Here is a 14,401-nt window from a genome sequence, read left to right on the forward strand (position 1 = left end):
CACTCAGACCTGCCGCCACGCCTCCAGGGCAAGGCCCGGCTCGGCTTTGCGGCGGGTCAGCAGGAGCCCGCCGGTGGACGGGGACAACGTTGCCGCCACGACCCGGCCGTCCCGGTCCGTGGTCAGGCAGACCCGGGCGTCCACCGGCAGGGGCGGGCCCGACTCGGTCCACCAGGCGCCCGCCGACTCCGTTTCGGTGGGGTAGGCGGCGAAGGCGACGCGGCCGCTCGCCGCGCGCTGGGCGAGCAGGGTGCAGTCGTGGCCGTCGAGGTCGCAGCGGACCGCCGAGACCGGGCCGGAACCGGCCGAGGGCAGGAGGACGGCCGGTTTGCCGCCGGGGCGCCAGGCGCACAGGTCGCCGCCGGTGTCGGTGTAGTAGAGGGTCGTGCTGCCGGGCGAGGTGGCGAGGGCGTGGAGGGTGCCCGGGCGGACCGGGGTGCGCAGGGTCTGGGTCAGGACCGGCTCGGCGCCCGGCTCCTCCTGGCGCCAGTGGAGGATCCCGTCGGGCGCGGCCGCGTACAGCTCGACCCGGCCCGACTCCCCCGTGACCGCCGCCAGATCGTCGTGTACCCCGCTCCCCTTCAGGTCCCGCCAGGCTTCCCAGCCGCCCTTCTCCTTCTGCGCGAGCAGCCGCACCCCGCCCTGGCCGTCGGGCACGAAGACATGGGCGCGGCCCTGGGCGTCGACGGCGACCGCGGGCGTGCCCGTGCGGTCGCCCTTCTTCAGCGGGTGGCCGAGCGGATGCCAGTCCAGGGCCGCGAGGCGCGGGCGGAAGTGGGTGGTGTGGACGAGTCCCGACTCGCCCTTGCCGGTGGGCCGCCAGGAGACCAGGTGGGCATAGCCGTCGGCGCCCTGACCGATCGCGAGGACGGGGTGCAGCCTCTGGTCGCCGCCGACTGTGCGCGGGGCGGTCCAGGGGCCGCCGGGCTCGCGCTCCGCCCGGCACAGCACGGCGTCGCCCGACAGCTGGTAGACACTGAGCCGGCCGTCGCGGCCGCGCAGAAGCCAGTCGCCGTTCACCGGTTCACTTTAGCCGCGGACCGCACCAACTCCTTCGCCGCCCCTGGTCAGAGCCGCTTCGCGCTGCGGAACAGCTTGGCGTAGAAACCGTTTCCGTCGAGGCGTGAGACACCGCCCTGGTCGCCGATCGTGGGACCGTTCTGCTCCTTGCGGCTGGAGATGAAGACCTTGTGGCCCTCGGTGTCCGGGCCGAGGTAGATCGCCGAGTGGTCCATGTGGTTGCCGGTGCGGTGGTCCATCTTGAAGAACAGCAGATCGCCGGGCTGCAGGACGTCGATGTTCTGCGGCCGCACGTACCAGGGGCTCGGGCCCTGGATCTTGATGATGTCCACGCCCTCCTTGCCCCGGGCCATGCCGTCGGCGGTGCGCGGCAGCCCGTCGCCGTGGTCGTTGTCCGACATCAGCGGATAGCGGGCCCGGTAGCCGTAGACCAGGCGCAGATAGCCGGAGCAGTCCACGGCGCGCAGGCGGTCCGGCTGCGGGTACTTGGTGACGCCGTCCCGGAAGGTGTACGGGATGCCCAGGTAGTCGTAGAAATCGGTCTGTTCGTAGCGGTCGACGCCGTCGGACCTCAGGGGGCCGTAGGTGGCGTGCCCCGCGTACTGGATGCCCTGGTCGTCCTTCTTGGCCGGCGCGCCCACGATGTACTGGAAGGCGAACGCGAAGACGTCGTCCTCCTCACTGCCGTAGTACTGCTTGAACCAGTCCTTGAACCACTGCTGCTTCTCGGAGCCGTTGGTCCAGGTCTCCGGCATCAGGCGCACCCAGTCGTCGGTGACCACCTTGGTGGTGGTGTTGGCGGGCTCGGTGAAGGTGCGGGTCGGGCCCTTGAGGGTGGCGGTGCGGGCGCCGTCCGTGAAGGTGGCGATGACCGCGCCCTTGCCGTCGCGCAGCACCGAGCGCGCCGGGTTGTTCAGCCGTTCCCAGGTCTGCTTGCCGGTCGCCCCGCCCGAGCCGTGCAGGTTGTCGGTGATGGTCTGGGCGGCCGGAAGCTTCGCCTGCTGGTCGTGGCGCAGTGCGTAGGTGAAGTAGGCGCTGCCCGCGAGCAGCGCCAGGACCGTCACCGTGTGGACGACGGGGCGGCCTTTGCGCTTCGGCATGGTGGGGGCTCCAGGAATGCGTCGGGTAGGGGCGGATCAGGCGGACGGCATGGCGCCCAGGAGGATGCCGGCGGTCAGCACCACATAGGTGGCGAGGGTGACCGTGCCCACGGACAGAAGGGTCGCGCCCTTGGGCTGGCGGACCAGCTGGTAGCCGACCAGGCCCGGGACGATGAAGCCGAGCGTCTGGTTGGCGTACAGCAGCGGGAACTCCATCTGCAGCACGATGATCACGGTGGCCTGGATCAGCACACCGCTGAGCACGACGGCCGCGAAGAGCCGCTTGCCGTACAGGATCACGAACTTCTGCATGAGCAGCGTGGCGAGGTACGTCAGCACGGTCACGCCGACGACGAGCGCGGCGCGCTGGAGGTCCTCGATGAGCGTGAGCGCGAGCCAGCCCGGAGTGATCATGCCGCCCGGCGACAGGTTGGTCGTCAGGTAGCACATGAGCGAGAACATCAGGCCCAGACCGATGCCGATCGCGGCGATCTCGGGGGTGAGGACGGAGGGGATCAACGCTGTTCTCCTGGGCTGTGCCACTGCTGGCTGTCGTCGGCGGAAGGCTGGGGTGGGCGGCGGGGCTCGAACAGCCCGTGGGACGGGGCCGGTTCGGCCGCCCGGCCGCTGTCGTCGGGCGCCTGCGGCAGGGCGGGGACGGGCGGGCCGCCGTGCTCCGGCCGCGGTTCGGTCCAGGTGTCGTACCCGTACGGCTGCTGTTGCTGTTGCTGTTGCTGTTGCTGTTGCTGGGGCGCGTAGCGTGCCTCGTACGCCTCCGGATAGTGCTGGTAGGGGTCGATGCGGGGCGCGTACAGCTGCATCGTCTCGGAGGAGTCGAACGCGGCGGGTGCCGGCTCGGTCCGGCCGGCCGGGGCCGCGGCGGCCACCGGTTCGTCGGCGCTCTCGTCCGCCGGGAGTTCGGCGAGGTGCTCCAGCAGGATCTCGCCCTGGCCGTGGATGTTGCCGATCGCGACCATCGACGAGTCCGGGCCGAGCATGTCCAGCATCCGACCCATGAACTCCTCGGGGTCGCGCTTGTCGCCGCCGAGGTCGACGGCGCGCGAGCGGAACTCGGCGGGGATGGCGTCGATGGCGGACTTGGCCGGGTGGCCGATGACGAACACGCGCTCGGGGTCGAGGTCGGGGATGATCTCGCCCATCTGCCCGTTGCGTTCGACGCGGTCGGGGCGGCAGTTGATGACCACGTTGAGCGGGCGGTGGATGGCGCCGAGGTCGAGCAGCTGGTTGATGTTCATCAGCGTCGACTCGGGGTCGTTGGCGGCGAAGACGTTGGCGAAGCGCAGCTTCTTGCCCTCGTGCGTCAGATAGCGCTCGACGGAGAGGACACCGGGGTCCGGCGGGGCGTCGTACATGCCCTGCAGGGCCGTCTCCCGGTCCACGCCGAGGAGTTCGGCGACGGCGAGGGCGATGGCCACGTTCTCCTTGAAGGTGAACCAGCTGAAGCCGCGCAGCTCCTCGTCGGTCACCGTCTCCGGGTCGGCGTAGACCAGCTTGCAGTTACGGGCGTCCGCCTCCTCCTGGAGGATGTGGAAGCGGTCCTTCTCGGCGGTGACGCAGATGCCGTCCTCGGGCATGGAGCGGGACAGCGAGCGGGCCACGTCGTCCAGGGTGGGGCCCATCTCGGCGAGGTGGTCCTCGCGGACGTTGCACAGCACGCCGATGGTGGAGCGGATCAGCTTGGACTGGTTGATCTCCTGCAGCGCGGGCATGACCGCCATGCACTCGATGACCAGCGCGTCCGGCTGGTACGCGGCGGCGCGCCGCACGATGCCGATCTGCTCGACCACGTTGGCGATGCCGAACTTGCGGTAGACCGGCTCCTCGGTGGCGTCCGGGTGGATGAACCGGGCCGCGGTGCCGGTGGTCTTGGCGACGGTGACCAGTCCGCCGCCGCGCAGGGCACCCGCGCACAGCCGGGTGATGGAGGACTTGCCGCGGATGCCGTTGACCAGGACGCGGGTGGGGATGTGGTCCAGGTTGGTGAAGTGCCGCCGCTGCTCGACGACGCCCGCGGCGAGCAGTATCGCGCAGCAGACCAGCAGCACGGAGTAGAGGAAGAGCACGGGTGATCAGTTCCTTGATCAGTTCCTGGTGTACTGCTGGGGCGGGTTCTGCCGCGGTGCCGGGGGCCGGGGCGGCGAGGCGCGGCGGGGCTGCTGCCGGCGCTGGTCCTGCAGCTGCTGCCGGATGAGTTCCAGGGAGCGGGTGACGGCGCCGACCTCGTCGTGGTGCTGCGGGAAGAGCACGCTCTTGCGGTCGCCCCCGGCCAGCGCCTCGGCCCGGTCGGCGAGGGTGCGCAGCGGCCGGGCCACCACGATGTGCAGCCAGCCCAGGCAGGCGACGGCCGCGGCGGCGCCGAGCAGACCGGCGAGGATGGTGCGGTTCTGGGCGTCGTACTCGGGGATGGCGAGCCGGTCGACGGGCTGCCAGCTGACGACGCTGAAGTGGAGGGACTCGGCCGAGCCGCCGCCGGAGAACGGCGAGGCGGCGGCGATCCGCAGCCCGTTGTCCCGGTACAGCACCCCGTTGGGCCGCGGTTTCTTGCCGAGCCGCTGGGCGCCGGCCGCGACCAGGTCCTGGAGGTGCTGGTCGGGCAGCGACTGGAAGGCGAGGAAGCCGGTGTTGCCGGCGATGACCTTGTGCCGCTCGTCCACGAGCCGGACCACGCCGAGGCCGGGCCGGGTCAGCAGGGCGTTGAGGAACTCCACGCGGAACTCGCCGACCAGCTGGGCCCCGTTCCGGCCGGGTATCTCGGCGGCGGCGACGACCACGGGTTCCTTGCCGCCCTGGCCCAGCAGGCGCAGGGGCTTGCCGGACACCCGGTTGCGCTGGATCACCTTGGGCTTCTTGCCCTCGCGGACCTGGATCGCGCCGTGGGAGTCGACGACGTAGAGGGAGCGGTAGCGCTTGTTCTCGTTGTAGGTGCGCTCCAGGACCGTCTCCATGGCCTCGGGTGAGGTCTTGTCGCCGATCAGGGAGGCGACCGACTGCAGGTCGGCGTCGCCCTCGTTGAGCGCGCGGCGCACCCGGTCGCTGAGCGTGTCGGTGCGTTCGCGCTGGTCGTTGACGAGCTGCCGGGGTACGTCGGCCGTGTTGTCGGCCCGGTTGACCAGCAGCATCAGCGGTGCGGCCCAGGCCAGCAGCAGCACGGCGCAGACCGCGAGGAAGGCGCTGGTGCCCACCTTGCGCAGCCCCTGCGGGCGTTCGGCCCGACCGGTGGCCTCGGCGCTCTCTCCGAGCAGCTGCCGGCGCAGCCGTTCCAGGGCGGCGCCGATGCGGTGCGCCTCGCCGTAGCCGGGGACGGTGACGGGGCGGGTCAGGTCGCCGCGGGTGAGCCGGCGCGACTCCAGGAACAGCCGGATGAGCGGGCGCTGCACGGTGCCCAGCAGCACCCCCACGGCCAGGGCGCCGACGATCAGCAGGGCGGCGCCCGCCGCCAGTCCGAACACCGGGGACTTCGTCCCGCCGGAGTGCTCGGTCACCTTGACCATGGCGACGACGGAGAGGCCGAGCCCGCCGGCGGTGGTGGTCTCGCCGGGCTCGGCCGCGGCGAGGGTGGCGTATCCGGCGACGGACCGGGCGCCCCGCAGCTTGCCGCCGAGGAGGCTGCCGCTGACGCCCTGGTAGCCGCCGCTGCCGGGTTCCTTGCTGCTGCGCGGATCCTGCTGTGCGCGGCGGGCGGCCTGCTGGGCGAAGGTCTTCAGCTGCGCGCGGGAGGCCGTGAGGTCGTTGCGGACGGTGCTGTTGCGCGCGGACTCGGGTTCGGCGATGCCGTCGCTGCTGAGGATCGTGCCGCCCGAGTCGACCACGGCGATGGAGCGGAGGTGGCCGAGGCTGATGCCGGGGAACTTCAGGTTCCGGGAGGCCACGAGCAGCAGCTGCGGCTTCCCCGGCCAGGTCAGCAGGCCGAAGGACAGCAGGCGCACCTCGCCGTTCTTCTGCCGGACCATGCGCGGGGCCAGTCCGTCCTGGCCGCCGAGCGAGGACAGGTCCACGGAGGTCAGCGGCACCGTCTCACCGCGGGCCGCGACCAGCTTGCCGGTGCGGACCTCCACGACGGCGGTGCCCATCCACTTCTCGTAGGTGCTGCCGAGCTTGTCGAGGACGGCGTCGCCGGAGACCGGCTGCCCGGCGCTGAACAGTGCGGCGGAGCGGGTGACGTCCTTGACGGACTCGTCGATGGAGGCGCGCAGCGCGATGGCGCCGTCCTCCGCGAAGTGCTGCTGGGACGTCAGCACCGCCCGCGGCACACCGGAGCCGTCGACGCGCCCCATGACCAGTGCCGTGATGCTGGACAGCGTCAGCAGCAGCGCCGAGAGGACGGCGATCGGCGGGCGGATGCCTCCGATGAGCGACATGTCGGCTCGACGGCGGGCTCGGTGCTGCCGCGCCGGGGGCGGTGACGCCACAGATGGGTCCTCTCGTGCATGCGGGTTCCGGGCGTGCCGACAGTAAGAGCCCGCCCGGAAACCTGAGACAGACAAGAGAGGCGTTAAGTTGCAGTAAGTACCACGTGATCTGCGCAACATCGAGCAACCGGCGGACAAGGCCGGACAAATGCCCTGCCCATGGGGGCGTTTCCGGCATCTACCCGGGCAGAGACGTGAGCGGCTTCAGCCCGTCCTGGGCCGCGCCGCGGTTCAGCAGGCTGGCGCGTCCAGCAGGTGGTAGTCCCGTACGCCGTCGTCGGTGCGGTCGGCGGTGCCGCCGTCCCGGACGTTCAATGTCCCCGGCGGCCGCGACGGTGAAGGAGCGCCCGCCGCCCTGGGCTCCCGCGCCGTCGGAGAGGAGCCCGCAGCCGGAGAGCGGCGGCGAGCAGGGCGAGCGAGGTCAGCAGGGACAGCAGGGTCCGGCTACGGCGCCTGGTCACCGGGATATCGTGATACGACCATGAGAGCACAGCGCTCACGCGTCATCACGTTCGCAGCAGTCCTGCTGGTGATCACCGGTCTCGCGGCCGGTCTCACCGCCCTGCTCCGCACCCCTGACGGCACCGCGGACGGCACCGCGGACGGCCCCGGCCGGCCCGCCCCGAAGGGTGCCGCGCAGATCGACCTCGCGCGCGAGGTGGCGGACTACACCGGACGCTTCGGCCCCGGGCGGGGCTATCTGCCGCCCGGCCAGGCGGACCGCGAGGACATCGCCGCGGCCATCGGCCAGTGGCTCGACGGTCACCGCGCACAGGCGGAACAGCGGCTCTCACAACGGGACTTCACCGTGCGCACGGTCTTCGACCGGCCCTCCGGGCGCCGCTACGCCGAGGTGGCCGACCGCACCGACTCCGGCGTGGCCCCGCGCGGCTGGGGCCGGGTCTACCTCGATCTGGACCACCGCCCGAGCTGGTCGGTGCAGGTCCCGCATCCCGGCTTCGACCTCGGCACCGAGCAGCTGGGCGTGCGGGTGCTGCGCGGCTCGCCCGGCGGGATCCTGGTGATCGCGGGAGCACATCGCAAGGCCGGGGTCGGCAATTCCGCGGACGTGGCGCACCGGCGGGACACCGTTTTCCACGCCATCTGCGCCGAACTGGCCCGCCGCGGGCTGCCCGGGATCCAGTTGCACGGCTTCGCCGCCTCCGCCGCGCCCGATGACGACGTGGTCGCCTCCACCGGTGCCGGGTCGGCGGGCCGGCAGGACGGCCGCGACCTCGCCGACGCCCTGCGGGAACACGGCTTCCGGGTGTGCCGGGCCTGGGCTCGGTCCTGTCCGCTGGAGGGCCTGACCAACGTGCAGGGCCAGGTGGCCGACGCCGACCATGTGCCGTTCCTGCACGTCGAGTTCGCCCCCACGGTGCGCGCGGGCGGACGGCCCGCCGAGCGCGCCGCCGCCGCGATCGCCGCGATCACGGGCCGGTGGGCCGGGAAACCCGAGCCGACCGGGTCCCCGCAACCCGTGGCACACTGAGCCCGCCAGGAGCACGCAGAACCAAGGCGGTTGCCACCGACATGACCGACACCTCGGACGCCGCGCACGAGCCTCTCCCCCTGCTCGTCGTCGACGGTGCGAACGTCGTCGGGTCGGTGCCCGACGGCTGGTGGCGCGACCGCCGGGGGGCCGCCGAGCGCCTGCGCGACCGGCTGGCGCCCCTCGCCCGGACCGGCGTGGCCGGCCTGCCCGGGCCGCTGGAGCTGGTCCTGGTGGTGGAGGGGGCGGCCCGGGGCGTGGCCTCGGTGCCCGGGGTGCGCGTGGAGGACGCGCCCGGCAGCGGCGACGACCACATCGTGGACCTCGCCGCGGCGGCCAGCGACCGCCCGTGCCTCGTCGTCACGGCCGACCGGGAACTGCGCCGCCGGGTACAGGAACACGGGGCACGGGTCACGGGGCCCCGGACGGTACTGGACTGAGACCGGCGCGGGCGGGGCGGGGGCGGGGCCCGGCACGCGCACGACACCGGGTCGGGACCGGCGTACGACCTCAGCGCTGCCTGGTGAACACGGTTACGGAGCGTTTCCGGTGGGCGGTCGCTGGGGCTCTTCGGTGGGGGTCCGGCCGCCCGGGGCCAGCCGGCTGTGGGAGCGGCCGTAGAAGAAGTAGACGGCGAAACCGATCACCATCCAGATGGCGAACCGCAGCCAGGTCTCGGCCGGCAGGTTGAGCATCAGCCAGAGCGACGCGCACACCGACAGGATGGGGATGACCGGCACCCACGGGGTGCGGAAGGCGCGCGGCAGGTCCGGGCGGGTGCGGCGCAGGATGATCACGCTGATCGCGACGACGACGAACGCGAAGAGCGTGCCGATGTTCACCAGCTCGGCCAGTTGGCTGAGGCTGGTGAAACCGGCGACGACGGCGATGATCACGCCGAGCAGGATGGTCGGCCGGTGCGGGGTGCGGAAGCGCGGGTGGACGCGGGAGAAGAAGCGCGGCAGCAGTCCGTCGCGGCTCATCGCGAAGAACACCCGGGTCTGGCCGAGGAGCAGGATCATGCAGACCGTGGTCAGGCCGACGGCGGCGCCGAAGCTGATCACACCCGCGTACCAGGGGTGCCCGATGGCCTTGAAGGCGTCGGCGAGCGGGGCGTCCACGGACAGCTTGGAGTACTTCTCCATGCCGGTGACGACGATGGAGACGGCCACGTACAGCACGGTGCAGATCAGGAGCGAACCGAGGATGCCGCGCGGCATGTCGCGCTGCGGGTTGCGGGTCTCCTCGGCGGCCGTGGCCACGATGTCGAAGCCGATGAACGCGAAGAACACCACCGAGGCGGCCGTGAAGATGCCCATCACGCCGAAGTTGGCGGGCGCCCAGCCGAACATCAGCTGGATCAGCGGGGCCTTCAGGTTGCCGCCGGCCGGCACCGGCTGGGCCTTGGGGATGAACGGCGAGTAGTTCGCGGACGTGATGAAGAAGGCACCGGCGACGATCACGATGAGGACGACGACCACCTTGATGGCGACGACGAGCGAGGTGATCCGGGCCGACAGCTTCATGCCGAGCACGAGGATGCAGGTGAGCACCAGCACCAGGGCGGCGGCGAGGATGTCGAAGCCGAAACCGGAGGCGGTGTCCCGGCTGGCCAGGTAGTCCGGCAGATGCCAGCCGATGTTGTCCATCAGGGAGCGGATGTACCCGGACCAGCCGACCGCCACCACCGCCGTACCGAGCGCGAACTCCAGGACCAGGTCCCAGCCGATGATCCAGGCCGGCAGCTCGCCCAGGGAGGCGTAACTGAACGTGTACGCCGAGCCCGCCACGGGCACCGTGGACGCGAACTCGGCGTAGCAGAGGGCGGCGAGCGCGCAGACCACGCCGGCCACCACGAAGGCCAGGGACACCGCCGGGCCGGCGTTGTTCTTGGCGACCTGTCCGGTGAGGACGAAGATGCCGGTGCCGATGATGACACCGACGCCGAAGACGGTCAGGTCGAGCGCGGAGAGGGATTTCTTGAGCGAATGCTCCGGTTCCTCGGTGTCCTGGATGGACTGCTCGACGTTCTTCGTCCTGAACAGCGCGCTGCTCACGTGCCTGCCTCCCACGCTTGGGGACCTCGCCGTGGCCCGTCATGATCGAGAGGGTCGGGATCCGTATGCCCCGGCACAGGCAGGTTCACGCAAACGGGCCGGTTCCGCCACCGCAAGGAGTGGCGGAACCGGCCCGTGAAAGGCGCGTTCCGCGTCAGTCGCGCGCGGGCTCGACGGAGTCCACCTCGTCGGCCGTACGGTCGAACCGGCCGTCCAGCCTGGCGACGAGACCGGTGACCTGGCGGGCGATGTCCGGGGCGGTCAGGCCGATCTCGGCGAGGACCTCGGCGCGGGAGGCGTGGTCCAGGAAGCGCGGCGGGATGCCGAAGTCGCGCAGCGGCACGTCCACGCCCGCGTCGCGCAGGGCCTGGGCGACGGCGGAGCCGACACCGCCGACGCGGCTGTTGTCCTCGACGGTGACGACGACCCGGTGCCGCTCGGCGAGCGGTGCCATGGCCTCGTCGACGGGCTTGACCCAGCGCGGGTCGACCACGGTGGTGGAGATGCCCTGCTTGTCGAGCAGACCGGCGATCTCCAGGCACATCGGGGCGAGGGCGCCCACGGAGACGAGCAGCACGTCCGGCCGGTCGGTGCCGGGCTCGCGCAGCACGTCCATGCCGCCGATCCGGCCCACGGCGGGTACGGCGGGTCCGACGGCGCCCTTGGAGAAGCGCACCACGGTCGGCGCGTCGTCCACCGCGACGGCCTCCCGCAGCTGGGCCCGCACCTGCTCGGCGTCCCGCGGGGCCGCCAGCCTGAGGCCGGGCACGACCTGCAGGATCGACATGTCCCACATGCCGTTGTGCGAGGCACCGTCCGTTCCGGTGACACCGGCCCGGTCCAGCACGAAGGTCACCCCGCACTTGTGCAGGGCCACGTCCATGAGGACCTGGTCGAAGGCGCGGTTGAGGAAGGTGGCGTACACGGCGAAGACGGGGTGCAGCCCGGCGTACGCGAGGCCCGCCGCGGAGACGGCGCCGTGCTGCTCGGCGATGCCGACGTCGTACACCCGCTCGGGGAACCGCTTGGCGAACCTGTCCAGGCCGACCGGCTGCAGCATGGCCGCCGTGATGGCGACGACGTCCTCCCGCTCCTCGCCCAGCCTGACCATCTCGTCCCCGAAGACGGAGGTCCAGTCGGCGCCGGAGGAGGCGATGGGCAGGCCGGTGTCCGGGTGGATCTTGCCGACGGCGTGGAAGCGGTCCGCCTCGTCCTGCAGGGCGGGCTGGTAGCCGCGGCCCTTCTCGGTGAGGCAGTGCACGATGACCGGCCCGCCGAACCGCTTGGCACGGGCCAGCGCGGACTCCAGCGCCTCGATGTCGTGGCCGTCGATCGGGCCGACGTACTTCAGGCCCAGGTCCTCGAACATGCCCTGGGGCGCGATGAAGTCCTTGAAGCCCTTCTTCGCCCCGTGCAGCGTCTCGTACAGCGGCCTGCCGACGACCGGGGTGCGCTCCAGGAGTTCCTTGGTCCGGGCGAGGAACCGCTCGTAGCCGTCCGTCGTGCGCAGCGTCGCCAGGTGGTTGGCGAGGCCGCCGATGGTGGGGGCGTACGACCGCTCGTTGTCGTTGACGACGATGACCAGGGGGCGGTCCTTGGCGTCGGCGATGTTGTTCAGCGCCTCCCAGGCCATACCGCCGGTGAGCGCCCCGTCGCCGATGACCGCCACGACGTGGCTGTCGCGCTTCTTCAGCTGGTTCGCCTTGGCGATGCCGTCGGCCCAGCCGAGCACGGTGGAGGCGTGGCTGTTCTCGATGACGTCGTGCTCGGACTCCGCCTGCGAGGGGTAGCCGGACAGGCCGCCCTTCATCTTGAGCCGGGAGAAGTCCTGCCGGCCGGTGAGCAGCTTGTGCACGTAGGACTGGTGGCCGGTGTCCCAGAGCACCTTGTCCTTCGGCGAGTCGAAGACCCGGTGCAGGGCGATGGTCAGCTCCACCACACCGAGGTTGGGGCCCAGGTGCCCGCCGGTCTTGGAGACCTCCTGGACGAGGAAGCCCCGGATCTCCTCCGCCAGCTGGTCCAGCTCCTCCAGGCTGAGCCGGTCCAGATCGCGCGGTCCCGTGATGCGGGTCAGCAGCGGCACCCGTGCCTCCTTGCAGTAGAGCTGATCGAGCTTTCGCCGGGCTCGCCCGAGTCTAATGTTCATGCTTTGCACGACACGACAGCGCCCGGCACGTTTCGAGGTGCCGGGCGCTGTTCGACCTACGAAGACCAGGCGTTACGCACGCCCCGCCGTCTTCTGCGTCTTGCGCGTGACCGCGTCGATCACCACCGTGGCCAACAGCACACCACCGGTGATCATGTACTGCACCGGCGAGGCGATGCCCTGCAGCGCGAGGCCGTACTGGATCGAGACGATCACCAGCACACCGAGGAGCGCGTTCCAGGTGCGCCCACGCCCGCCGAACAGTGACGTACCACCGATGACCGCGGCGGCGATCGCGTTCATCAGCAGGTCACCGCCACCGGCGCCCTGGTTGGCGGACGCGATCTTGGAGGCGATGAACAGACCGCCGATCGCCGCGAACGTGCCGGAGATGGCGAACACCGAGATCCGGACCAGGTCCACGTTGATACCGGCACGGCGGGACGCCTCGACGCTGCCGCCGAGCGCGAAGACCTTGCGGCCGTACGAGGTGCGGCGCAGCACGAAGTCCGTGATGAACAGCACGGCGACGAAGACCACCACGGCCAGCGGCAGGCCCTTGTACTGGTTGAAGACGACCGCGGCGGCGAAGGACACGATGGCCAGCAGCACGGTACGCAGGATCGTCTCGCTCAGCGGGCGGGACGGCACACCGGCGGCCTCGCGGCGCTTGTTGCCGAAGTAGGAGCTGAGGAAGAACAGCACCGTCACCGCGATGGCGAGGCCGTAGGCGGCGGCCACGTCGGAGAAGTAGTAGCTGGTCAGCTTGGCGACGACACCGGTGTCGTTCAGGTTGATCGTGCCGTTGTCGCCCAGGATCTTGAGCATGAGGCCGTTCCAGAACAGCAGACCGGCCAGGGTCACCGCGAACGCCGGCACGCCGATCTTCGCGAAGAAGAAGCCCTGCACCGCGCCCGCGACCGTTCCGGTGAGGATCGACAGCACCAGGGCCAGGATCTCGTTCATGCCGTGGGTGACGTTGAGCACCGCGAAGGTGGCGCCCGCGACACCGGAGAGCGAACCGACCGACAGGTCGATCTCGCCGAGCAGCAGGACGAACACGATACCGACGGCGATCATGCCCGTGCCGACCATGGCGACGGAGATGTCGGAGAGGTTGCCCGCGGTCAGGAAGTTGGAGTTCAGGCTCTGGAAGATGATCCAGATGACGGCCAGACCGATGACGACCGGGATGGAGCCGAGGTCGCCGGCCTTCATCTTGCGCTTGAACTCGGTGACGTAGCCCGCGAGGCCCTGCTCGCGCACCAGCAGACGGGGATCGACGGCGACGTCGGAGCCGCGTGCCGCCTCGGGGTTCTCCACGGGCACGTCCTCGGGGGGCGTGGAGGTCTTGTCGATGCTCACTTCTTGATCTCCCCATTGCTGCGCGCCGCACGACGGGTCACGGCGTTGTCCGTGGCGCCGGTGATGGCGGAGATGATCTCTTCCTGCGAGGTCGACTTGACCTCGAAGACGCCGTTGTTCCTGCCCAGACGCAGCACCGCCACCTTGTCGGCGACGGCCTTCACGTCGGCCATGTTGTGGCTGATGAGGATCACGGCGTGACCGCGCTCCCGCAGCCGTTCCACCAGGTCGAGGACCTGGGCGGTCTGCTCGACGCCGAGGGCCGCGGTGGGCTCGTCGAGGATGACCAGCTTGGGCTCGCCGAGCATGGAGCGGGCGATGGCGACGACCTGGCGCTGACCGCCGGAGAGGGAGGCGATCGGGATGCGGACGCTGGGGATGCGGATGGAGAGCTGGTCCAGCAGCTCGCGCGAGCGCCGCTCCATCTCGACCTCGTCCAGCACACCGCGGCGGCGGATCTCCCGGCCGAGGAACAGGTTGCCGACGACGTCGATGTTGTCGCACAGCGCGAGGTCCTGGTACACCGTCGCGATGCCCAGGTTCTGGGCGTCGTGCGGCTTGTTGACCTGGACGGCCTTGCCGTCCCATTCGATGACGCCCTCATCGATGGGGTGCACGCCGGCGATCGTCTTGACCAGCGTGGACTTTCCGGCGCCGTTGTCGCCCACCAGGGCGACCACCTCACCGGCGTGGACCTCAAGCTCTACGTCGGTGAGCGCCTGAACGGCACCGAACCGCTTGGAGACCCCGCGCAACGCCAGCACGGGCGTAGCGGACACGTGAACCATCTC

11 protein-coding genes are annotated in these 14,401 nt (G+C 71.0%); 2 read left to right on the forward strand and 9 right to left on the reverse strand.

The features are described 5' to 3' along the window. Positions 1-3: 3 nt before the first annotated feature. Genes ABB07_RS08495 through ABB07_RS08515 form a run of 5 tightly spaced genes read right to left on the reverse strand, consistent with a single transcriptional unit; the run spans position 4 to position 6,499 of the window. Positions 4-1,020, reverse strand: a complete 1,017-nt coding sequence (locus tag ABB07_RS08495) for a DUF8189 domain-containing protein (protein WP_208898147.1) — start codon at positions 1,018-1,020, stop codon at positions 4-6. Between the two features lie 47 nt (positions 1,021-1,067). Continuing rightward, positions 1,068-2,120, reverse strand: a complete 1,053-nt coding sequence (locus tag ABB07_RS08500; RefSeq protein ID WP_208898148.1) for an NlpC/P60 family protein — start codon at positions 2,118-2,120, stop codon at positions 1,068-1,070. Between the two features lie 36 nt (positions 2,121-2,156). Next, entirely contained in the window at positions 2,157-2,639 is a 483-nt protein-coding gene (locus ABB07_RS08505) for a poly-gamma-glutamate biosynthesis protein PgsC/CapC (RefSeq protein ID WP_055706323.1), read from the reverse strand. Further along, entirely contained in the window at positions 2,636-4,204 is a 1,569-nt protein-coding gene (gene pgsB / locus ABB07_RS08510) for a poly-gamma-glutamate synthase PgsB (protein WP_208898149.1), read from the reverse strand. The genes ABB07_RS08505 and pgsB overlap by 4 nt, the downstream gene beginning before the upstream one ends. An 18-nt stretch (positions 4,205-4,222) precedes the next feature. After that, positions 4,223-6,499 carry a HAMP domain-containing protein gene (locus ABB07_RS08515; protein WP_208898150.1) on the reverse strand — a complete coding sequence of 759 codons (2,277 nt, stop codon included), beginning with the start codon at positions 6,497-6,499 and terminating at the stop codon, positions 4,223-4,225. A 532-nt stretch (positions 6,500-7,031) separates the two neighbouring features. Between ABB07_RS08515 and ABB07_RS08520 the strand changes: the two genes are divergently transcribed. Together ABB07_RS08520 and ABB07_RS08525 are read left to right on the forward strand one after the other, a co-directional pair. Then, complete coding sequence (locus tag ABB07_RS08520; protein WP_244189273.1) at positions 7,032-8,042, forward strand: hypothetical protein; 1,011 nt, start codon at positions 7,032-7,034, stop codon at positions 8,040-8,042. Between the two features lie 41 nt (positions 8,043-8,083). Beyond that, positions 8,084-8,482: a PIN domain-containing protein gene (locus tag ABB07_RS08525; protein ID WP_208898151.1), complete on the forward strand. Its 399-nt coding sequence runs from the start codon at positions 8,084-8,086 to the stop codon at positions 8,480-8,482. Positions 8,483-8,575: 93 nt separating this feature from the next. Here the strand turns inward: ABB07_RS08525 and ABB07_RS08530 are convergent, their stop codons facing one another. The 4 genes from ABB07_RS08530 to ABB07_RS08545 form a co-directional block, all read right to left on the reverse strand. Beyond that, positions 8,576-10,099, reverse strand: a complete 1,524-nt coding sequence (locus ABB07_RS08530) for an amino acid permease (protein WP_208898152.1) — start codon at positions 10,097-10,099, stop codon at positions 8,576-8,578. Positions 10,100-10,253: 154 nt separating this feature from the next. Next, entirely contained in the window at positions 10,254-12,182 is a 1,929-nt protein-coding gene (gene dxs / locus ABB07_RS08535; protein WP_208903340.1) for a 1-deoxy-D-xylulose-5-phosphate synthase, read from the reverse strand. Positions 12,183-12,317: 135 nt separating this feature from the next. Beyond that, on the reverse strand, positions 12,318-13,610 hold the full coding sequence (locus ABB07_RS08540; protein WP_208898153.1) for a sugar ABC transporter permease: 1,293 nt from the start codon (positions 13,608-13,610) through the stop codon (positions 12,318-12,320). After that, positions 13,607-14,398, reverse strand: coding sequence for an ATP-binding cassette domain-containing protein (locus ABB07_RS08545; protein ID WP_208898154.1), 792 nt, complete (start codon positions 14,396-14,398; stop codon positions 13,607-13,609). Before ABB07_RS08545 ends, ABB07_RS08540 begins: the two co-directional genes overlap by 4 nt. Positions 14,399-14,401 lie beyond the last annotated feature (3 nt).

Origin of the sequence: Streptomyces incarnatus (assembly GCF_001027185.1) — a bacterium.
GTDB lineage: Bacteria > Actinomycetota > Actinomycetes > Streptomycetales > Streptomycetaceae > Streptomyces > Streptomyces puniciscabiei.